Origin of the sequence: Sphingobacterium sp., from assembly GCF_039596235.1 — a bacterium.
GTDB lineage: Bacteria > Bacteroidota > Bacteroidia > Sphingobacteriales > Sphingobacteriaceae > Sphingobacterium.
Genome location: NZ_JBCNKE010000008.1, coordinates 237,971 through 258,544, shown reverse-complemented (window position 1 = coordinate 258,544; position 20,574 = coordinate 237,971). Strand labels below are relative to the sequence as shown.

The following is a 20,574-nucleotide window of genomic DNA, read 5'->3' as shown; positions in this document are numbered from 1 at the left end:
CAATGGAAAGAAGAACACTTTTAAAGATGATTGCCCTGCTTACCGGAGGAGCAGTTATTGGCGGCAATGCCTTGTTGACTAGCTGCAATTCAAACAAAACATCCGATCAAAAAAATACCCTTGCTTTTGAACCGGAACAGGTGGCATTCTTAGATGAAGTAGCTGAAACCATCCTTCCCACTACGCAAAATAGCCCAGGAGCAAAGGCTGCCAAGGTAGGCTCATTGATGACCGTTATCGTCAATGACTGCTATGAGTCTATGGATCAGCAAGCTTTTTTGGAAGGCATCAATAAACTGGACGAAGCCTGCAAAAAAATGCACAAACTAGACTTCATGAAAGCCAGCCCCGAACAGCGGTTTGAATTATTGACTGCGATCAACAAAGAAGCAAAAGATTTTACGGCAAAAAAGGGAGAATCCCATTATTTCACGATGTTTCATCAGCTGACCCTCTTGGGCTATTTTTCTTCCCAAATCGGCTACACCAAAGCGCGGCGCTACAATGTCGCTCCAGGCTGGTATAGTGGTGATGTACCCTATAAAAAAGGGGATAAAGCCTGGGCTTAAAACAACGAACAGAAAAATAATAGGTCGCTCCTGGGGGCAGCCTTTTTCACTTAAAAAAAAATTATGACAACAATTAAAGGACCGGCTATCTTTTTGGCTCAATTTGCCGGCGACAACGCACCTTTCAATACATTGGACAGTATCTGTGCATGGGCAGCCTCCATCGGGTACAAGGGAATTCAGATACCCACTTGGGACGCGCGATTGATCAATCTACAGAAAGCTGCGGAAGACAAAGACTATGCACTACAGCTTAAGGCCACCGTGCAATCCTACGGACTGGAGATCACCGAACTTTCCACACATCTTCAGGGGCAGCTGATCGCCGTAAATCCCTCTTTTGACCCACTATTCGAATCATTCGCCCCACAAGAGCTGCATAATAATCCCAAAGAACGGCAACAATGGGCTGTACAGCAGCTCCATTATGCAATCAAAGCTTCCCATCATTTAGGATTGAAAGCCCTCGCAACCTTTAGCGGCGCATTTCTTTGGCCTTACGTATATCCTTGGCCACAACGTCCGGAGAATCTGATCGAAACAGGGTTCACCGAGCTCGCCAACATGTGGCTTCCCATACTGGATATCTGTGAACAATACGATGTGGATCTCTGCTATGAGCTCCATCCGGGGGAAGACCTGCACGACGGCATCACCTTCGACATGTTCCTGGCGAAGGTCAATTATCATAAACGGGCAAATATTCTGTACGATCCCTCTCATTTTGTACTGCAATGCCTCGATTATCTACAATTCATCGATATCTATCATGAACGCATCAAAATGTTCCATGTCAAAGATGCCGAATTCAACCCATCCGGTCGGCAAGGCGTCTACGGTGGCTACCAGGACTGGCAGGCACGGGCCGGACGATTTCGTTCTATCGGCGATGGGCAGGTGAATTTCAAAGCAATCTTCACCAAACTCACACAATATAACTTTCAGGGCTGGGCGGTGTTGGAGTGGGAATGTGCCTTTAAAAATTCTGAGGACGGGGCACGCGAGGGAGCCCAGCATATCAAGGAATACATTATCCGGGTAAGTGATCAGGCATTTGACAATTTTGCTTCTGCCGGCAGCGACAATAACCTGAACCGTAAATTGATTGGTTTATCAGACGAGTAATAGCCTAAAAATACAAGTAACATGGAAATCAGAAAAATCAGAATGGGCATGGTAGGCGGCGGTAAAAATGCTTTTATCGGCGCCGTGCACCGTATGGCCGCAGGTATAGATGGACAGGTCGAACTATGTTGCGGGGCGCTAAGTTCCGATCCTACCAAAGCAAAAGAATCCGGTCAATTACTTTCGCTTCCTGAAGATCGGATCTATACAGATTTTCGGGAAATGATCCTGCGCGAAAGTGAGTTAGCAGCTGATCAAAGGATGCATTTTGTAAGTATCGTAACTCCAAATGTCGCCCATTTCGAACCCGCGATGCTCGCCCTCGAACACGGTTTTCATGTATTGCTCGAAAAGCCCATGACATTCACCCTGAAAGAAGCGGAATTATTAAAGCAGAAAGTCAATGAAACGGGACTGCTGCTTTGCGTTACCTATACCTATTCAGCCTATCCCATGGTCAAACAGGCACGTCAGCTGGTGCGTGAAGGCGCGCTCGGCAACATCCGCATAATTATGGTCGAATATCCACAGGGCTGGCTCAGCACCCTGATCGAGACCGAATCTCCTTTGGCCGCCTGGCGTACAGACCCCGCAAAAGGAGGCCTAAGTAGCTGTATGGGAGACATTGGCACACATGCAGCCCATTTAGCGGAATACATTTCCGGTTTAAAAATAACCAAAGTATGTGCCGATCTCCGAACAGTTGTAGCAGGAAGACGACTGGAAGATGACGGCAATGTATTGCTGGGATTTGAAAATGAAGCTACGGGCGTGCTCTCGGCCTCACAGGTGGCTGCTGGCGAAGAAAATGCGTTAAAAATCAGGATATACGGAGAAAAAGCCGGTTTGGAATGGAATCAGCAGGATCCCAACACACTCCTATTGAAACCACTGAATGCCCCGGCCCAGCTGTTCCGTGCAGGACAACAGTATCTCAGCCCGCTCGCGAAACACAACAGCCGCCTTCCCGCAGGACATCCGGAAGGGTACGTTGAAGCATTTGCCAATATCTATCGGAACTTTTCGGGCACCATTCTCGCGAAACTAAACGGTACTACCCCTTCTGAGGCCCAATTGGATTTTCCTACTGTGGAGGATGGAACGCGGGGTATGAAATTTATCGAAACAGTGATCGCTTCAGGGCAGTCCAGTCAAAAATGGACAGCATTCTGACCGCAGGCAAAATAAGACAGACTGCTAAGAACCCACAGCCTTACCGGAATCACTGCTTGTCAATCAAACAGCCCGACAGACAAGCCAGTGATTCCGGTTTTTCATTGCTATCCTTAGCAAATCTTTTATCTGATGATCCCCCGATATACCGCATCCCGTAATATTCCCCCTTCCGTATCACCGGCATATTCCCAATACATCGCTCCCAGCAGGCCCAGCTCATGTACATAAGCACATTTCAGCGCAATGGATTCCGGTGTTTCATAAGTCAGTACCAATGTTCCCTGGGCGTTGACCAGATAATGCGCCTTTGCAACATCATCCCATTTCTGTTCAAAACCCTGCAAATTCAGGAGATCCTTATAATCTATAAATCCTTTGATATCCGTTTTATTCCCCCGTCCATAAAATGGAATACCGAGCACCAGTTTTTCGGCAGGCATACCAGCGGCGATATGGGCTTTGACAGCTTCAGCACAGGTGGTGCGCCCCGATAGCGGTGAACGGTGCAAGCTTGCATGATGGTAGGGTGGATTTCCGGAATCATAAGTCATGATATTCACAAAATCCACATCGTTTTTAATTTGACCAAAGGCAATATATTGACCACTTGATACCGAAGCTAGTGTCAATAGCTTTTTCTTACCGATAGTTTTCCGGATATCCCGCATCAGCAGGGTGAAATTCTCCGTATCCGCCTCCCCTGCGGAAATACCCGCAGAAGAGTTGGTCGGGTATTCCCAATCGATATCGATGCCATCAAGTTTAAACTCTTTCACAACCCGTGCACAATCTTTGGCAAATTTCTCCCGGTGAACGACATCAGCAGCCATTTCACTAAAACGGCCACTTCCCCAGCCACCGATCGACAGCAGGACTTTCAGGTGCGGATGTTTCTTCTTTAGGTCAGTAATGCTTTTTAATCTCGTTTCATTATCAATACGAACGCCGTCGAAGCTATCGTTTACATGCCCAAAAGCATAGTTGATATGGGTCAGATACGCGGGATCCGGCATGACAGTTGACCAGGATGTCACATAAGCAATCACTACCTTATTATTTTTTTCTACCGCCCAGCTCCGTTGCGGACCTACGGCCATTAACCATAAGCTGATCACCATTAAGCCAATGTGTAGTAACCTGCATGGATTTACAAGATTTTTAGGTTTCATATATATCATGATTATAATTTAGCTAATAAACAGAACTGATCCTGAATCTATAAATGAATACCCTCTTCCAGTTAACATGAAAAACGAGTAAGGATCTGATTCATGTTTAAAGTTTTAAATAGATATTTATCTTTTTCAATAAAATGGCATACCAGAGCATCGCAAAAGCCCATACCAGCGAACCACCGACAGCCAGCAGCATATTACCCGTTTGCTTGTAGAAAAACAAAGGAATCTGCAATCCCCAACAGATGAAATAAATTAAATCCGGTGCAAGATAGGTTGTCAAAGAATTTTTTCCAGCCTCTTCAAAGACAAATATTCCTTTATGATATTTCCGGATATCGATTATATAATAGATCACAAGCAATAACAGCAGGCTGATACCACAACAGAGTAATGCCCAGCTTGGTGTGCCTTGAATTTTGGAGAATATAAACCAGGAGCGCAGTATAAATCCGCCGCTCAACCATAGTAGTCCGATAATCAGCATCCACGGTAAAAGTAGTTTAGGTGTGGCAGCATAGCGTTTTATCAATATACCAATGATTGTTCCCGCCAACACGATACAAGGTACATTCCCCGATAGCAGTACCCCTAGGTAGTCGCCAATGATCGGAATATGCACTTTGAGCGCCGTCTGAGACAGTATATTCAGAACGAGAAACGATAACCAAAAGCAGACTACAATAGAGAGCTTCCCCCGGCCCAACACAAAGGTCGTGGCTGCAGCAAAATAGCCCCATCCGATCAATCCCAAGATGCCCCACCAACCGATCTCCAAGCCTTTGCCCTCGGCAGCTTTAAAGCAATAAACCAGATAACAGATCCCCAAGACTCCGAGCAAACGCAGACCTTTAAATAGGGCCTGACTGCCCGATGCTGTTGGATATTTATTCCAGATCAAAAACACACAAAGGTACAGGAGACCCAACCACAAAAAGCTGGACATACCCGTCAATGAAGCATCCACACGCCCACCGTTAAGAATCAAGACACCGATAAGGATTAAACTTGCCGTGCGGGTAATAACATGCAGATATATCAACCGGGTAGATTCCCCCAGCTTCTCACGGGCAGCCACTGCGTATGGCACAGCCATTCCGACCATAAAAAGAAATCCCGGAAACACCCAGTCTGCCAGTCCCATGCCATCGACATCCGCTTTGGTATGCAGTAGCCATTGCGGGACACCAGGCGCGAATAGATCGTTGACAAATAACATCAGAAATAGCGTCATACCCCGCATGACATCCATTGAGCGGATTCGGATTGACTGTTTAGCTTGGTGTTGATCCATAATGATACGATAAATCAAAGAAATAATTGTGACAGCCCAAAACGTCCCGTTTATCCAATTTTGTCACGGACGACTCAGTTACTTTAAGATTTATAAAATGCGCGGCTCGGTCACTTAAAATATGTTCACACGATTCCGTTTGCATTCAGGTTTATAATTATAGCGAATAGAACGACTATTTGCTTACACTAAGATGAACATATTATATCATATTCAGGAGAAATAATTGTTCAAATTAGTGTAATATTTGTTTTTATCACCTATTTCCTGAAATGTAAAACAAAAGAAAAACTTGATCAACATACAGGAACTATAAGGTAAAACCAATATTTTTGACCTAAGTTCTAAACAGCATATAACATGAGCCAGTTAAGATTTCGTGACGCCAGACAAGAAGATTTACCTCGTATCGTATCGATATACAATACCACCATTGCCTCCAGAATGGTCACTGCAGACACCAGTCCGGTATCGGTGGAAAGCAGACAGAAATGGTTTGACGACCATAGCCCGTCCAAGAGGCCACTATGGCTGGTAGAGGATCAGGATAATATTGTCGGCTGGGTCAGCTTCCAATCTTTTTACGGTCGCCCGGCATACGATGCTACGGTAGAGATAAGCATCTACCTAGATGAGCAGCAGCGGGGCCGTGGACTGGGCAAGCAAATTCTACAATACTGCATAGACAAAGCTCCAGGTTTGGGCGTACATACCTTATTGGGGTTTATCTTTGCGCACAACCTACCCAGCATCAGCCTATTTGAAAAAATGGGATTCCGGGAATGGGCGAACCTTCCCGATATTGCTACACTGGATGGTGTGGAACGAAGTTTAAAGATATTGGGAAAAAGAATAGACTCTACGGATCGCGAGTAACATTTATAGTTCGTACAATAAAATACCGTAATAGACAAAGAAAGCCTGTCAAAAATATATGGACAGACTTTCGTTTATTTGGGGAATAGCGATCAAAAAAAATGCTATCCTTCAGCGTCTTTCACAACAATTTTAGTAGCGCTATAAAAATAGTGGAACCTCAGCTATATGGATATTGTTAACAAGGGAACATCGAGGCCAGAGGCCATCATGCGTGTTTTGCTACGATGAGTCAAGGAGCTCCAGAAACCATATTTATAAGGGATCATGACCAAAAGATCTGTGTGGCTTTCTTTGACTTCATCACGGATGGCCTTCACCACTTCATTTGACGTTACGTTTTTATAGTAGTAGCTGACGATTCCCATTACATCGCTGATAGCTTCACGGGTTGCATTGCCTTTTTCTTCGTTAAGCTGTTCTACGGTTTTACGGATATTGAGTACTTCCAATACAGCGTTGAAGTCCGCAGCAAAATCTTTCACTTTTTCGAGGATCTCTTTTTGAACCCCACGGACAACATCACAGGCGAATAGAATATGTTTAAGGCCGGTAAATTGTGCACCTAATGGTACGGAGAGAATAGGAATTTTTAGTCTACTGATGGCAGCTGTCGTCGTATTGCCCAGCATATCCTGATCAAACGACCGTTTTGCCATACCCATGACCAATAGGTCGGCACCTGTTTCCTGAATACATTTTGTCATCTGATCATAGAACAGACCCGTAGCTAGGTAAGGGATGACCGGTACCCCTTTCTGTTGGGTAATAGCCTCTGCTTTATGTTGTAAGATCCTGTTTTGGTGTTCAAAGATTTTGAACATAGAATCGGGAGAAAGACGTGCATTCATCGCATGGATGGAAGGATTCTGAAGAGAAAATAACACAATCTCATATTCTTTACCTGCAAAAACTTCCATGATAAAACTCAAGGCATGTTCGGCCTCTTCCGCATAGTCTGTAGCAACAATAATCCGTTTCATATGATCCGATTTAATACTATTAAACAATTCCTTAATGATCGTATTAAGTTACCGAAAAATAATAAATCTATCAACCGGACAATTGTCTCAGCATCGTCAATTTTCTCCCGATTCAGGGCTATTTTGAATAGCTGGCTTTTACAAATGGAGCCTTTTTGAGGTAGTCTATACTTTGCTCAAGCCCTGTGTAAATATCATTGCGTGTATCTTCCAATTCAACGAACAAATATTCAAGTCCACCTGCTTTGGTATTGTTAAAGATCGCATCAAATCCGACCATTCCACTTTGACCGATTTCGCGGTGATCTTTGATATGTAAGGCTTTGAATCTGCCTGCATACTTATTGAAATAATCCACAGGACTCACATCGCCGATTACTGCCCAGTAGACATCCATTTCAAAAAATACATTTTCGGGCTTGGTATGCTCCAACATGTAGTCGTACATCACCTGATCTTCGACCTTTTTAAATTCATGTGCGTGGTTGTGGTATCCATACAGAATTCCCTGTTGGCGGCATTTTGCACCCACGGCATCCAGGTAGCGGCATTGTGTTTCAAGATCTTTAAGCGTCTTGGGCACATCCATCCAAGGGGTCACAATATATTTCATACCGGCAGCTTTGTGGGCGGCGATACATTCGTCCCACCACTTCAGGGATTCAGCGAAATCTCCGGAGGCAAGTTCCTGTGCGGACAGTGTTTTTGTCGCGTGGGAAGACAAAACCTTCATTCCTGTTTTTTCCACTTTTGCTTTAAATTCCTGTGGGCTAAGGTTGTAGAATTTACCCGCTTTATAGCCAGCGGCTTCTACTCCTGTGTACCCCAGTGCAGCAATCTTTTGCAGAATTTGATCGAAATTCGGGTTCTTACTGATTTCTTCACGTACAGAGTATAACTGTAGGCCAATTTCTTTTTTTGCGGATTTTTGTTGCGCAAAAGTCGGATTGATGGCCAATAGCATACAGCTCGCCATTAAAGATCCGATAAGTGTTCTTCTTTTCATGAGTTTTATTTATTCATAGACCTATCCAACACGAAAGCTATGGTAAACATTAGTTTACGCGCTGTTTAGGTTTATTCGTGTTAAGTGCAGCTGCAATGTATGCAAATCCGTTAAAAAACACAACGTTTTGAATTTTTATTTATTCACATCGCTGCGATTCTCAGCCTTAACGACGACCTGCGCTGAACCCGAAAATCGAACATTTTAAACGATTTGCTGTCCAAACTTGTTCTAGGGGTAGAGACAACACTTAAAAAGATGGAAAATCAATTTAACAACCCAGAACATAGTCATGAGAAGCAGGATGAAAAATTGCCTCCTGTAGCCGTTGAAGAAAAAGACGATGCACCTGCTGGTCGCAATATCAAACGAACGATTATTATTGCCGTTTGTGTGCTGATCGTATTTTATTTGATCTATTATTTTATGAGTGAACATTAATTTCGGGTACTATTATTCATGGAATTAACGGCTATATATCAGGGATAATTAGCTTTATCAGATTTCAGGCAGATAAAACTGCTAAAAATTATTCCACAATAACGTTAATTCCTACCATTTTAGCTTTGTATTTGATTTTTTCGATCAGGCCATAATAGCTCCAGTTGCGCAATAAAAACTCATCGTCTTTGGCCAGTTCCTCTTTATTGGATTGGTTGATCAATAAAAGCGTTCCGGCCTGTGTTTTGACACATAGCTCAATCAATCGTCGGCTATAAAGGTGGAGTTTACTGTCCACATAATTTTTCTCTTTATCGTTATAATGTTCAAGGCTTTTCATTTTCCGCTTTCGTCCCCTTCCCCCTTTATTGAAAGCGGAGGATTTTTGCAATCTATGCCGGGCAGCCTGGATGGCCATTCGGCGGTAGAGAAACTCCTCTTTGTTGCCGATCTGAAAGGACTCTTTGCCGACGGTAACCGATATGGGGTGTTCAATAGCCAGGGAAGCTTCTGCGATGACATTTTCTTTCAGTTCTTGAATTTTCTTTGGAAGTTCGAGCGCCAGGAGCAAAAATATTTTGCCTTTAACAATTTTGATCGCGCTGCTGCAGACTTTGATCTGTCCGACCAATGCCCGTTGGAGCAGCACTCTTTTATCCGATCGGTCTTTGCCAAGGTAAGTTCGAAACGGTATTTTGAATAGTGTGAATCTAAAGTCTCTATTATTCTCATCTTTGCTAAAATTAATTTGCTTACCCGAAAAAGGGATCGGCATATCCTTTTTATAGTTGCGGAGCGATTTCTCCCCTTTCCAATAAGCTAGGCGGTCAGCCTGAAAATACTTGATCAGGGCCGTATTTATGTGCGACAGGATATCCGTTGGCACCCGCCCTTTAAAGTGAGTAGATAGCAGGCGGTAGGTGGTATTCATGCGGGAGGTATTGAAAATGCCCGCCTCATCTTTGGCCTGATCGGCCAGTTTTACTTTAACATCCTCTTGCAGGTAGATCAGATCTTTTAGATTTTCCTGTATATATTGATGTGTGATCACCATATTGGCACCACGGAAAACCACGTCCTGCCATTCGAAGAGCTGTTTAAAATATTCCGATCGTTTTTCTTTATCCTCGCAGTCCACAAATACCTGGATTTTGCGGGTCAGTACCATTGTATCAGTAGCCATATCTTTAGTTTACTTGGTTATGCTGTTTTCTTGGGGGATTTGATTTTCGCGTGGGCATTGATAAATAGGGAACGCACCTGTCCACCATCCAGTTGCAGTGCTTCGGAGATCTGGTCAAAAGAGTACTGCAGTTCGTAGCGCATGCGGAATACTTCGGCCTCTTCGTCGGTCATTTCATTGTTTAGTTTAAACGTTGCGGGTTTTGCGATCAATTGCATTTTTTCTTTGCTGTTAAAGATGGTGCGGAGGAATTCGATGGTTTTTTCGACGCGGAGGCTGACCTCATAATCCGATATACCACCCATGTAGTAGGCGATACGTTCGTAGTTAAAGCTGTATTTGAGGCAGAGGCGAATAAAAAGCTGTTGGTCATTGTTGAGGTTTGGCAGAATCTCGTTGAGCTGATCCAGTTTCTTTTTTTTGTCCTGTTCGAGTTGTTCCAGGTAGACCGTATCTTCTTCCTGTTCTTCTTCGATTTCGTAGCCCAGCATAAATTCCTGATAGTCTGCTATGCTATCCAGCCGGAGGAGGCTACGTTGGAATCTATTGCGGGATTTGTTATAGAATGTATGGATTGCGGCTTTCACCTGAGATTTTAAAAATTCGAACACTTCGGTTTCGGAGTCCACATTTTCGCGGAATAGCCAGAGGCGGAGAAATGCTTCCTGCGCGATACTTTCGCCGGCACATTCATCATCTGTTGCACGGTGGGCACGAAAGAATAAGTGGTCATAAAATTTATGGTAGAAGAATTTCAATCCATTTTCATTGCCTTTTTGAAGATTCTGGAGCGCGTTTTTAGCCTCCTGCTTATGTACAAGAAGTTTCATAATTACGTTTTATGGTTAGTAAAAAGCTTACCAACGCCCCAGCGATTCTGGCGGATTATCTGGGGAACTGGGGCTAGGTAAGTGTAGGATAGTATGGTAAAAGCTTATTGGTATTGAGTATGGGAAGATTAGCGATGGAAATGGCTTTTATTTCTGCTTGGATATAACGAAGGGGGCCAGAATAACTTCTAAGCTCGTTTTAGATAGCTCATATTTCATAGCATCTAACAACCATAGAAGCCCTATCCTATTTCAGCGAGAGGTTGTAGATACCCAACATTTCATAGCCTCTAACAACTACCCAACCCTATCTTACTATAAACCAACATATAGCGAAAATAATTAGGCAAAAAATTCCGTTGTTAGTATATTTTATATCTTTATTAAAAAGGGTATTTAGTGAGTCATCTTTATGCTCACCCTACGGCATAACAAGATGCCTCTATATAATTTTATTATTGATTTTGGAAATGCTCATTCGTATAAATCGAGGCAAATCGTAGTAGATGCGGACTATAACTCCCAGATCAAAAGAAAAGAAAAAGTGCCTTTAGTCGTTTATACCTTAATATTATCGTCTTTTACAACTATGAATTTAACCACTCGGCTCCGGGTAATTGTAAATACTCTACATCTCACGATACCTAAAAAACTATGGCAGATTAACTAACACAAATAGTGCTAATACTCCCAATTTCGTAGCACCTAACAATGCGAAGTCCTAATTCCACAAAGACTGACGTTGTCAATACCCTACATTTCATAGCCGCTAACAACCTACCCAACCCTATCTCACTTATAAACCAACATATAGCGAAAATAATCAGGCAAAAAATTCCGTTGTTAGTATATTTTATATCTTATATTAAAAAGGGTATTTAGTGAGTCGCCTTTGCGCTCACCCTACTGCTTAACAAGAAGCCTCATCTCATCAAACCGATCATCAAAAACCTGATCAGCCTATATTTTAATCCTCCTTTTTCAATACCAATAAGTCAAAGAACGTTCGATAGCTCGCACAAAATAATATATTAAAAACATCAACTTATTTCTGCTCAAAGCTTAGAATACTCAAAATCGAGTTTATCCTAATTCTTTAAGTCATTTACTTATTTTTATTCCTATGCGTTGAGCGGGCGATTTTACGATATTTTTAAAAGATAATTTTTTCATTAATTGGTCTTTAACAAGTACACGACGTGCAACCCTTATCCAAGCTGCTTTCGCTGCGATTCATATTTAGTTATTGGTCTTTGTTAAAACAAACATAAACAGAATAATTTATTTTCGCAAATAATGTATCAAAATTTAATTCGTAAAATGCGCAAAAAAATATTCCTGATGTATGCGACTGTCTTTAAATTCAGTTCTTTTTCCTTACCCAGAACTGTTACTACTTCGACCAAGTAAGGATAACAATTCGAACAAAAACAATAACCTTGCGAGCCATCTGGAGATTATTACACGAAGGAACACGCAAATATGAAAAACATAAAGTAACGGAATACAGAAAAAGAAACGAGTGACTTACCGCAGCCCCAGCTGAAATTGACGGATTTTATGGAAAACCGGAGCTGGGCAAGTCTATATGAAACAGTAGTGTACATTTGTTGAATTTTTCAAACAACTTGCCACAGCCCCGGCGGAAATTGACGGATTTGGTGGAAAACCGAAGCTGGGCAAGTCGAGTTTTTAATTATCTGTTTTTCATTTGGGATGCACTAGATCGGCCTAGCGCAGGTAGATAGGGTCATTTTGCAATTTTTTAAACATATTGACAAAAACAAAATACAGTATTAACCACCTATCAACAAAAGAATAAATATTTATAATTAACACAAAAACTAAACAAAATGATTAAATAATATTCACAAAGAACAATTTCGACATAAAATATTCTTTTAAATCTATGTCATAACGAATTTAAAGAAAAAAAATATAATAGCAAATTTTTAAACAAAAAAATAAACTAATTTTTGCACAAATTGTTATTCTATTCGTTACATGACGGATAATAACAAACTTAGATTGGAATGGATTGGCCTACGCTTTCGCACAAGACGTAATGAACTATATTATTCTTTGAGAGATGTATCAAACCTGACAGGCATTTCAACAGGAACATTAAATGGCATCGAAAAAGGCAGGGATCTCACCATGACCAATTTCCTGCTATTGTGCCATAGCCTTGAAATTCAACCCAAAGATTTTTTTCAGGACGACATCACGTTCAACCCACCGTATTCCCTCTCCCCGGACGTTCAAGAAAGAATCTCGATCAATAAGAAACTGGATCAACTGGTTTACCACTCTGATTTCTTTCATCAGCCCAAACGGGTCGCAGAGGTTCTACACAAATTGGAAATTGATAAAACTTATAGCAACAAGTTCTCGGTCTATCTATCCGCTTACTGCGAAGAAGGGACACTAGCATACGAGCAACAAGGCAACTATAAAGAGTACCGAAAAAGTGACCCTACTTTGAAAAGTCCCGAAAACGGTTAGCCCTTTTGAACGTACCCAGATCATTGAAGCGGACACCATACTTTCGCAGCACCGCCTGTGCTTTCTTGCGGCCTATATGACGCACATAAAAGGTTTCATTGACGACAAAATGATGAATGCTATGTGTCCAGCCAAAAAAGAAACAGAATAACTGCATTGGATAAGTCCACCAGATATTGAGCACCTGCGTCTGTTCGATCACATTTCCTTCCTCCACATCACCAAAATAATGCATGTTCGAGGTAATAAAATGTAAGCAAAACTGCCGCAGCAAATTAGGCAAAAGGATTGTATAAATAATCACATGCAGACTTATCAACATGTTATCAACATAGTGTGGAAAACTAAAATCTAACACAGATCGTCCATTTAACCAGTCCAGTAGTGCGTCCGCAAAAAAGAAATATAAGATAACATGTGCAAAAATCGTCACCGGCACTATACTTAGAAACATGATCTTTTTTAATTTGGATGATGTCTCTACCTTCAGGTTTCCATTCTTTACTTCCCGATCCATATCACTAAACATACGATGCAGACGCAGTAGCCCTCCCAAAACAACGTCCGGTGTTGTCAACAGCCGTTTGATTGTCCATCGTTCACCATTGGTTACGCTACGCTCCTCCACATCGTGTAACGTTCCCGAAAATTTATGATGATGGTGATGTAAGGTACGCCGGATCCAGGGGTTTACTGTCAATGGACGTAAGATCCAAACAGTGAAAAGCATAAAATGATGTATGGTTTTCTGCTTCTTAAAATATAGCCAGTGAATAAGATCATGCTCGATCTCATGCAGCACGCCCATAAAAAATGCATTCGCAACAATCATCAGCCAAGTGGGAACAACGGCCTTGTACCAACCTATCGATACCGCAACGATCGCAACAATAGCCACTAAAAATATCAACAGTCCAATACTGTTCTGAAGTTTTAATATGGGATAAGCCCTTTTCAGCTGCTGATAGGACAGATTGATCTCCTTTCTGATCCGGCTCGACTTTTCTTGATGTGTCAATGTAATGTGATTTTGAATACAAAAATACGTTTTTTTTAACGTACATTATTACCTATCCCATTAGAATTAAGGATCACCCTAAACGAGGTATCAAATTAAGTATCACATTTTTTCAATTAAAACTGTAACATAATTCCCCGACCCCATACTAATATGAAAAATAAACATATTAAACTGAACAGTTATGGAAAAGAGATCTATTTACAACTGGAAAAATAATTTATTGGGGAATAAATCAAAGTTATATAAACAGGATACTCTGATTGGCTCATTGGAATCCAATGACTGGACACTAGATGCCAATGTTTCTATCCACTCAGACCAATATCGTTTCATCAACAAAGGACTTTTTAATCCATATACTGAAATACGGAATAAATATGGTGAATTGATCGGTGATATCGAATACAATAATTGGACAGGCGGGGCAACCATCAGTCTTGTTGATAGGAAATACAAATGGAGTACACGTAATATGTGGATGTCGTCCTGGAAACTCGAAGATGAACAGGGAGAACTTGTTGAAATCAATCCTTCAGTCATGGGCAATGGCGGCACAATAGCGAGTATAGCGAATAATGAGCTCTTGTTATCGATCAGTCTGTATCTCCAAAAAAGAAATACCGTCATGTATTCAATGATTGCCCTTATCCCAGTCTTCACAATACTCCTATTTTAACCGATCTTTATAAGATTCATTACGATATCCTATAAAACAGGCGAAATGCCTGTTTTTTTTGCATTAAAATTTCATTTACACGCACTTCTGATAAAAGCGAACGGAGATTAAAACAGGAATCCAAGCCAAGAAACCTGCTCCATAAACGCCAGGAAAATAATATCAGTTTTCTTGGGACATTTGTTGATCTCATTCGTCTTTGTTATATTGAGGCCGACATGTTATAAGATGTCTATTTTTGCGATGCAGGAGCGAAAATAAAATACGACATTTGTACCTAAGGGAACCCAATTTGAATACCAATGATGAAATCCAGCGCTATGAAGTCATCCATTGAACAACTTTTTACAGACTATTTTGTACGGCTTTGTGTATTTGTATACCCAATGGTCGGCTCAGAAGAACTAGCAAAAGATATTGTTCATGATGCTTTTGTTGTATTATTGGACCATCCCGACCTGCTGACAAAGGACACGGCTGTATTGAAGAGCTTCTTATACTCGACGGTCAAAAATATGGCTATGAACCAATTACGCAAAGCCAAAGTCATTAACAAATACACGATGTCTTCGATACATAGTGAGTTGGACGACATAGATCTACTGACATCGCTTATTAAGGCGGAAGTCATTCATGAATTGCATAGAGAACTGGAACTTTTACCAAATGGCTGTCAACATGTGTGCCGGTTGATTTACTTGGAAGGGATGAAATACGAAGAAGTTGCTAAGGAGTTGAACATCTCCATCAATACCGTCAAATCGCAGCGGAAATTAGCCTTAAAAATGCTTCGCCAGAAGTTTACGTCCTTATCTATTATAAGTTTAATAAACTTACTACCAATACTATACAAATAAATAGACAAATTCCACCTTTGTCACCCACCCTTTTTCCTTACTTAAGTTACTTAGTATTAAATTATGATAGAATCCGATAAAATAGTATTGGCTGAGCTGATAGCTCTTAAGGCTAAAGGTATCGTCCTTTCTCAAAAACAAGAGGAGGAGATCGCACACTTATTGGAAAAATACCCGGCATCCAAATCTTTCATCGAAGATATTTTTAAAAATGGAAAAATAGAAACTCCATTTGACATACGCAAGATCAAGATGGAAGATGAATTAGCTCGTTTTCAGGCTACAATTACATCCGATCAATTGCCTTGGCGCCGTTCTAAAAAAATATACACATGGGCAGCTGTGCTGGTGGCTGCATCACTATTAATCGTCATCGGAATAAAGTGGACTCAAACTCCGACCAATCCAAAGTATATTGTTAAGGATAATACCTATGGACAAAAAAATGACGTACTCGCTGGGGACACCTTCGCAAAACTGGCCATAGCGGGGCAGGATACCATCTTTTTGTCATCCAACCCAAAACAACAGCTACAGGCTGACCTAACCGTTTCCAACAATTTTCTCATCTACAAAAAAGCGAAGTATACCGGTTCCGCCCTTGCAAAACATGCATTGATCGTCCCCAAACGTGCAACCTATCAGGTAGAGCTTAGTGATGGCACAAAAGTGTGGCTAAAACCGGATTCCCGTCTTGAATATGCTGTAAATTTTAGTTCAAATGAAAGACGGGTCAGATTACAGGGCGAAGCTTTCTTTGCCATTGCTAAAGATCCGGATCGGCCATTCTTTGTTAACATTCATGGAATGGAAGTGAAAGCACTCGGAACACAATTTAATGTCAGTTCCTATGACGGATCTACACCAATTGTTCAATTGACCGAAGGAAGAATAAAAGTGAACGGAAAGGGAAAAGATCTGACCATCGAAGCAGGACATCAGGTGCTCATGCAGCAACAGGGACTCGCTACATTACCGCTCCCCGATACTGAAGAGGCTACCTCATGGAAAGACGGTTTCTTTTCGTTTAAAAATAAAGACATGAAGCAGATCATGAATGAAATCAGTCGATGGTATGGTGTTCACCTACAAATAGACTGTGTATTGGATAATAAACAATATGAAGGTGGGATCAATAAGAATGCATCTCTAGCACAGGTCTGCAGCACATTAAAAGACCTTACCGGTTACAATTTTAAAATCGACAACAATACGTTAATAATCAAAAAAACATAAAAAGGAGAAGATAAATTATGAAATAAAAATACACAACCAATTATACATGATGAAAAAGCAGAGGTACTACGAATACCTCTACTTTTAAGAATGAATTAACACTTTGTCAACCATTAATTCTTTACCAAATTATGAATAAAAATTTTTATTCAAAAAACTTTCTGTGCCCAACGGATGGGAATAGATTTTTAAAAAACCTGATTAAGATGAAATTAACTGGATTTCTCATTGCGGCTTCTACCTTAGGTGCATCCGCTTCCACTTTCGCTCAGGTAACCGTCAATGCACGGAATGAAAAAATAGAGGCTGTGCTCAAAAACATCACCAAACAAACGGGGGTACGTTTTGTCTATGAAGAGGGCCTTCTAAAGGATCAGAAAACAACCTTGCAGGTTGCCAACGCCACACTGAGCACGTCTCTGGACAAACTGTTCGGCAATAGCAGCTATTCATACGTGATTCATGGAGAAACCGTTGTCATTAAAGCAGACAATACGGACGGCATACAGAACTTGACTTTCACCGGTAAGGTCATTGACGAAAAAGGAGCGCCCTTGGTCAATGTTACCGTACAGGAGGTAGGCGCGTCTTCCGGAACCCAAACTGATGAAAACGGAAATTTCTCGTTAAAAGTATCAAGCAGTTCGGCTAAAATCCGAATCAACAGCCTGGGCTATACCAGCCAGATCATTCCATACTCAAATTCAGCGGTTACAGTTTCTTTGATTGCGACCGCAAGCGTCATGGAGGAAGTGGTTGTCGTCGGTTATGGTTCTCAAAAGAAAATCAACCTGACGGGTGCAGTAAGCAGCGTAGGATCGGATGTTTTTGAAAATAGAATGATTACCAGTGTAGGCGCTGGTTTACAGGGGGCTATTCCAAATCTCAATATCGGAATAGGTGATGGAAGACCGGGCTCCGGTGCTTCATTCAATATTCGCGGATACACCTCATTAAACGGAGGTGGACCATTGGTATTGATCGATGGGGTACAGATGGATCCAAACCAGTTAAATCCGCAGGATGTTGAAAGCGTAACGGTATTAAAAGATGCTGCGGCAGCGGCTATCTATGGTGGACGCGCCGCCTATGGAGTTGTATTGATTACCACAAAATCCGGCAAATTCAATAGTAAAACAACCTTTAATTATTCGTTTAATCAGGCTTTTTCCAGACCAATAATTATTCCCAATACAGTTAACTCACTGGAATATGTGGAAGCATACAATTATGCCGACCGTAGCGGCAACCTTTCCGGCAGTAACCGCGGTTCGGATGTATGGACAGATCGGGATATTGAGGGAATTAAGCGTTACATGGAAAACCCAATTCCCGAAAATGCCGTTTACATTGACCCAACCAATCCGTCGCGCTATCGTTACACAGGCAATACCAACTGGTGGAAAGAAATGTTTCCGGGATGGGCTCCCTTCAATGAACACAATTTAAGCTTTACTGGAGGAAGCGAAAAAATCCGGTATAATACTTCCTTAGGTTACCTGGGACAAAAAGGCCTATTTAAGGCAGCAAATCAGAAATTCGAGCGCTATAATGCAAACCTAGGTCTAGAGGCCAAAGTAACATCTTGGCTGGACTTAAACACAAAACTGCGCTTTAACCGCAAGGAGGATGACAGACCCGCGCCTACCGGTGCAATAAGTTCAATCTTTGGTGATCGTATCTCTGCTGATTTAAGGCCAATTATGCCGATCCGGCATCCCGATGGCCATTATGCCGGACAAGGAAACTTTACCAATCCTTTTGCGATGAACGAGTTCAATGGACGCAACACCTATGATTCGGATGACATTTGGCTCACTGGTGGTTTTAAGATCTCGCCTATTAAGAATTTCAGAGTTATTGGTGACCTGACCTGGAACGCATACCATTATAATAATAAGATCAATGTGAAATCATTTTTGGAGTACGGGGCAGTCCCAGCCGGAAAAGATATCACCAATCCGGATAACGCAATTTTACTAGGCCCCTACCCACATAACAAGACCCCTTTTGTCTACGAGGGTAATTCGAAGGATATTTACTCCGCAATCAACCTCTATGCTGAATACGAAAATACTTTTGCGGAAAAGCATTATTTAAAGGCCATGATAGGATATAATCAGGAGTCTAAATCCTACAACTTCTTTTCGGCACAGGCTAAGAACCTGATCAATCAGGATTTCCCCTACTTAGGTTTGAACAATGATGACAAACCCATCGTTAATTCAAGACCTTTGGATTGGGCATTAATTGGTCAGTTTTTCCGGTTCAACTATATCTTTGATGAGCGTTATCTGATCGAGGTGAATGGGCGCTATGACGGATCTTCCCGTTTCGCCGCAAAAGACCGCTATGTCTTTAGTCCATCGGCAAGTATTGCTTGGCGCTTATCCAATGAAAGCTTTATGAGCTTTGCCAAACCTGTGGTTAATGAATTAAAAATCAGAGCTTCATACGGAACTTTACCCAATCAGGTCATCGAGGCTGACAATCCCTCCATTGCAAACCTATATCCCTATATCGCAACTATGCCCAAGGGGTTGACGTCTTATATTTTCGGGACAGCAACACAGGCCTACGTAACAGCTCCGGGCCTTGTCAGTTCGCTCTTTACCTGGGAAAAAGTGACCTCCAAGAATTTGGGTTTGGATTTCGTTCTGTTTAACAATCAACTGAGCGGCTCCTTTGATCTGTACCGACGGGATACGAAAGACATGCTTGTACCAGGTCAGCCGCTTCCCGCTATTCTGGGGGTGGGTGCTCCAAAACGCAATGCAGCCGACTTAAAAACAACGGGCTGGGAATTTGAAATTAAATACAGTAACTATAAACACGACTTTAAATATTTTGCAAGTTTTAATCTAGCCGATAACAAAGCCGAAATTACCAAATATGACCTAAACCCGACGGGGCAGCTTGCTGACCAGTACGTCGGAAAGAAAATTGATGAAATCTGGGGGTATACATCGAATGGCCTCTATCAGAGTGATGCAGAGGCAGATGATGGACTAGATAAATCGCGTATATTTCCGGGTAAGTGGCTAGCTGGTGATATCAGGTTTGAAGATCTCAACGGAGACAATAAGATCAACAATGGAAGCAATACGCTCGCTGACCCGGGTGATCAGCGCATTATTGGCAACAGAACAGCGCGTTATTCCTATGGTATCCGCCTGGGGGGAGAATACAAAAATTTCGATCTTTCCTTGTTTTTACAGGGTGTAGGAAAACGGGATGCGGCCTTATCTGGCTCTTACTTTTACGCTTTCGGCGGAAGCGAGTGGGATGTTCCAACAAAAAATCAGCTGGATTATTGGACCCCCGAAAATACAGACGCCTATTTTCCGAGGGTACGTTTTGGCAGTGGCGGATTTGGCGTAAACTCAACGCGCTATCTGCAAAATGCGGCCTACCTCCGTCTTAAGAATGCGACACTTGGTTATACATTGCCTGCCGCATGGACCGAAAGAATTAAGGTACAACAGGTGCGCTTTTTCTTCTCAGCTGAAAATATCCTAACATTCACCAAGATGTTTGGAAATTTTGATCCAGAACAACTGGACCGAAACTCCTACCCACTTAGTAAAAATATTTCATTTGGTGCACAAATCAGATTTTAAT

17 protein-coding genes are annotated in these 20,574 nt (G+C 41.9%); 10 read left to right on the top strand and 7 right to left on the bottom strand.

Annotated elements, in window-relative coordinates; all coding sequences use genetic code 11:
• Positions 1-2: 2 nt before the first annotated feature.
• The 3 genes from ABDW32_RS17190 to ABDW32_RS17180 all read left to right on the top strand — a co-directional run bounded on the left by ABDW32_RS17190 (position 3) and on the right by ABDW32_RS17180 (position 2,867).
• A complete protein-coding gene (locus ABDW32_RS17190) occupies positions 3-569 on the top strand; it encodes a gluconate 2-dehydrogenase subunit 3 family protein (protein WP_343564593.1) in 567 nt (188 codons plus the stop codon).
• Positions 570-632: 63 nt separating this feature from the next.
• On the top strand, positions 633-1,694 hold the full coding sequence (locus tag ABDW32_RS17185; RefSeq protein ID WP_343564591.1) for a sugar phosphate isomerase/epimerase: 1,062 nt from the start codon (positions 633-635) through the stop codon (positions 1,692-1,694).
• Positions 1,695-1,715: 21 nt separating this feature from the next.
• Complete coding sequence (locus ABDW32_RS17180) at positions 1,716-2,867, top strand: Gfo/Idh/MocA family oxidoreductase (RefSeq protein WP_343564588.1); 1,152 nt, start codon at positions 1,716-1,718, stop codon at positions 2,865-2,867.
• A 125-nt stretch (positions 2,868-2,992) separates the two neighbouring features.
• On the opposite strand, the gene ABDW32_RS17175 is transcribed toward ABDW32_RS17180, so the two are convergent.
• Entirely contained in the window at positions 2,993-4,039 is a 1,047-nt protein-coding gene (locus tag ABDW32_RS17175) for a glycoside hydrolase family 18 protein (protein WP_343564586.1), read from the bottom strand.
• Between the two features lie 106 nt (positions 4,040-4,145).
• The gene (locus ABDW32_RS17170) at positions 4,146-5,339 is read right to left on the bottom strand and encodes a DUF5009 domain-containing protein (protein ID WP_343564584.1); all 1,194 of its coding nucleotides are present in this window, start codon (positions 5,337-5,339) and stop codon (positions 4,146-4,148) included.
• A 360-nt stretch (positions 5,340-5,699) separates the two neighbouring features.
• Between ABDW32_RS17170 and ABDW32_RS17165 the strand changes: the two genes are divergently transcribed.
• On the top strand, positions 5,700-6,215 hold the full coding sequence (locus ABDW32_RS17165) for an N-acetyltransferase family protein (protein WP_343564582.1): 516 nt from the start codon (positions 5,700-5,702) through the stop codon (positions 6,213-6,215).
• 164 nt (positions 6,216-6,379) lie between these two features.
• Here the strand turns inward: ABDW32_RS17165 and ABDW32_RS17160 are convergent, their stop codons facing one another.
• Both ABDW32_RS17160 and ABDW32_RS17155 read right to left on the bottom strand, forming a co-directional pair.
• Positions 6,380-7,198 carry a universal stress protein gene (locus tag ABDW32_RS17160; RefSeq protein ID WP_343564580.1) on the bottom strand — a complete coding sequence of 273 codons (819 nt, stop codon included), beginning with the start codon at positions 7,196-7,198 and terminating at the stop codon, positions 6,380-6,382.
• A gap of 118 nt (positions 7,199-7,316) precedes the next feature.
• The gene (locus ABDW32_RS17155) at positions 7,317-8,204 is read right to left on the bottom strand and encodes a sugar phosphate isomerase/epimerase (protein WP_343564578.1); all 888 of its coding nucleotides are present in this window, start codon (positions 8,202-8,204) and stop codon (positions 7,317-7,319) included.
• A gap of 258 nt (positions 8,205-8,462) precedes the next feature.
• On the opposite strand from ABDW32_RS17155, the gene ABDW32_RS17150 reads away from it, so the two are divergent.
• Positions 8,463-8,645: a hypothetical protein gene (locus ABDW32_RS17150; protein WP_343564576.1), complete on the top strand. Its 183-nt coding sequence runs from the start codon at positions 8,463-8,465 to the stop codon at positions 8,643-8,645.
• Between the two features lie 88 nt (positions 8,646-8,733).
• Here the strand turns inward: ABDW32_RS17150 and ABDW32_RS17145 are convergent, their stop codons facing one another.
• Entirely contained in the window at positions 8,734-9,828 is a 1,095-nt protein-coding gene (locus ABDW32_RS17145) for a hypothetical protein (protein ID WP_343564574.1), read from the bottom strand.
• A 17-nt stretch (positions 9,829-9,845) separates the two neighbouring features.
• Positions 9,846-10,658, bottom strand: coding sequence for a hypothetical protein (locus ABDW32_RS17140; RefSeq protein WP_343564572.1), 813 nt, complete (start codon positions 10,656-10,658; stop codon positions 9,846-9,848).
• Positions 10,659-12,662: 2,004 nt separating this feature from the next.
• On the opposite strand from ABDW32_RS17140, the gene ABDW32_RS17135 reads away from it, so the two are divergent.
• Positions 12,663-13,163, top strand: coding sequence for a helix-turn-helix transcriptional regulator (locus tag ABDW32_RS17135; RefSeq protein ID WP_343564570.1), 501 nt, complete (start codon positions 12,663-12,665; stop codon positions 13,161-13,163).
• On the opposite strand, the gene ABDW32_RS17130 is transcribed toward ABDW32_RS17135, so the two are convergent.
• Complete coding sequence (locus tag ABDW32_RS17130; RefSeq protein ID WP_343564568.1) at positions 13,135-14,181, bottom strand: fatty acid desaturase; 1,047 nt, start codon at positions 14,179-14,181, stop codon at positions 13,135-13,137. The two genes, ABDW32_RS17135 and ABDW32_RS17130, sit on opposite strands and share 29 nt — an antisense overlap.
• Before the next feature lie 184 nt (positions 14,182-14,365).
• Between ABDW32_RS17130 and ABDW32_RS17125 the strand changes: the two genes are divergently transcribed.
• The 4 genes from ABDW32_RS17125 (at position 14,366) to ABDW32_RS17110 (ending at position 20,573) form a co-directional block, all read left to right on the top strand.
• The gene (locus ABDW32_RS17125) at positions 14,366-14,860 is read left to right on the top strand and encodes a hypothetical protein (protein ID WP_343564565.1); all 495 of its coding nucleotides are present in this window, start codon (positions 14,366-14,368) and stop codon (positions 14,858-14,860) included.
• 320 nt (positions 14,861-15,180) lie between these two features.
• Positions 15,181-15,717: an RNA polymerase sigma-70 factor gene (locus ABDW32_RS17120; protein ID WP_343564563.1), complete on the top strand. Its 537-nt coding sequence runs from the start codon at positions 15,181-15,183 to the stop codon at positions 15,715-15,717.
• Between the two features lie 63 nt (positions 15,718-15,780).
• Positions 15,781-16,953, top strand: a complete 1,173-nt coding sequence (locus tag ABDW32_RS17115; RefSeq protein ID WP_343564561.1) for a FecR domain-containing protein — start codon at positions 15,781-15,783, stop codon at positions 16,951-16,953.
• Between the two features lie 206 nt (positions 16,954-17,159).
• Positions 17,160-20,573, top strand: coding sequence for a TonB-dependent receptor (locus tag ABDW32_RS17110; protein WP_343564559.1), 3,414 nt, complete (start codon positions 17,160-17,162; stop codon positions 20,571-20,573).
• Position 20,574 lies beyond the last annotated feature (1 nt).

Bases quoted from the DNA above. Each gene is read 5' to 3' on its own strand.
- ABDW32_RS17190 (WP_343564593.1), top strand. From the start codon at position 3: ATGGAAAGAAGAACACTTTTAAAGATGATTGCCCTGCTTACCGGAGGA.
- ABDW32_RS17185 (WP_343564591.1), top strand. From the start codon at position 633: ATGACAACAATTAAAGGACCGGCTATCTTTTTGGCTCAATTTGCCGGC.
- ABDW32_RS17180 (WP_343564588.1), top strand. From the start codon at position 1,716: ATGGAAATCAGAAAAATCAGAATGGGCATGGTAGGCGGCGGTAAAAAT.
- ABDW32_RS17175 (WP_343564586.1), bottom strand. From the start codon at position 4,039: ATGAAACCTAAAAATCTTGTAAATCCATGCAGGTTACTACACATTGGC.
- ABDW32_RS17170 (WP_343564584.1), bottom strand. From the start codon at position 5,339: ATGGATCAACACCAAGCTAAACAGTCAATCCGAATCCGCTCAATGGAT.
- ABDW32_RS17165 (WP_343564582.1), top strand. From the start codon at position 5,700: ATGAGCCAGTTAAGATTTCGTGACGCCAGACAAGAAGATTTACCTCGT.
- ABDW32_RS17160 (WP_343564580.1), bottom strand. From the start codon at position 7,198: ATGAAACGGATTATTGTTGCTACAGACTATGCGGAAGAGGCCGAACAT.
- ABDW32_RS17155 (WP_343564578.1), bottom strand. From the start codon at position 8,204: ATGAAAAGAAGAACACTTATCGGATCTTTAATGGCGAGCTGTATGCTA.
- ABDW32_RS17150 (WP_343564576.1), top strand. From the start codon at position 8,463: ATGGAAAATCAATTTAACAACCCAGAACATAGTCATGAGAAGCAGGAT.
- ABDW32_RS17145 (WP_343564574.1), bottom strand. From the start codon at position 9,828: ATGGCTACTGATACAATGGTACTGACCCGCAAAATCCAGGTATTTGTG.
- ABDW32_RS17140 (WP_343564572.1), bottom strand. From the start codon at position 10,658: ATGAAACTTCTTGTACATAAGCAGGAGGCTAAAAACGCGCTCCAGAAT.
- ABDW32_RS17135 (WP_343564570.1), top strand. From the start codon at position 12,663: ATGACGGATAATAACAAACTTAGATTGGAATGGATTGGCCTACGCTTT.
- ABDW32_RS17125 (WP_343564565.1), top strand. From the start codon at position 14,366: ATGGAAAAGAGATCTATTTACAACTGGAAAAATAATTTATTGGGGAAT.
- ABDW32_RS17120 (WP_343564563.1), top strand. From the start codon at position 15,181: ATGAAGTCATCCATTGAACAACTTTTTACAGACTATTTTGTACGGCTT.
- ABDW32_RS17115 (WP_343564561.1), top strand. From the start codon at position 15,781: ATGATAGAATCCGATAAAATAGTATTGGCTGAGCTGATAGCTCTTAAG.
- ABDW32_RS17110 (WP_343564559.1), top strand. From the start codon at position 17,160: ATGAAATTAACTGGATTTCTCATTGCGGCTTCTACCTTAGGTGCATCC.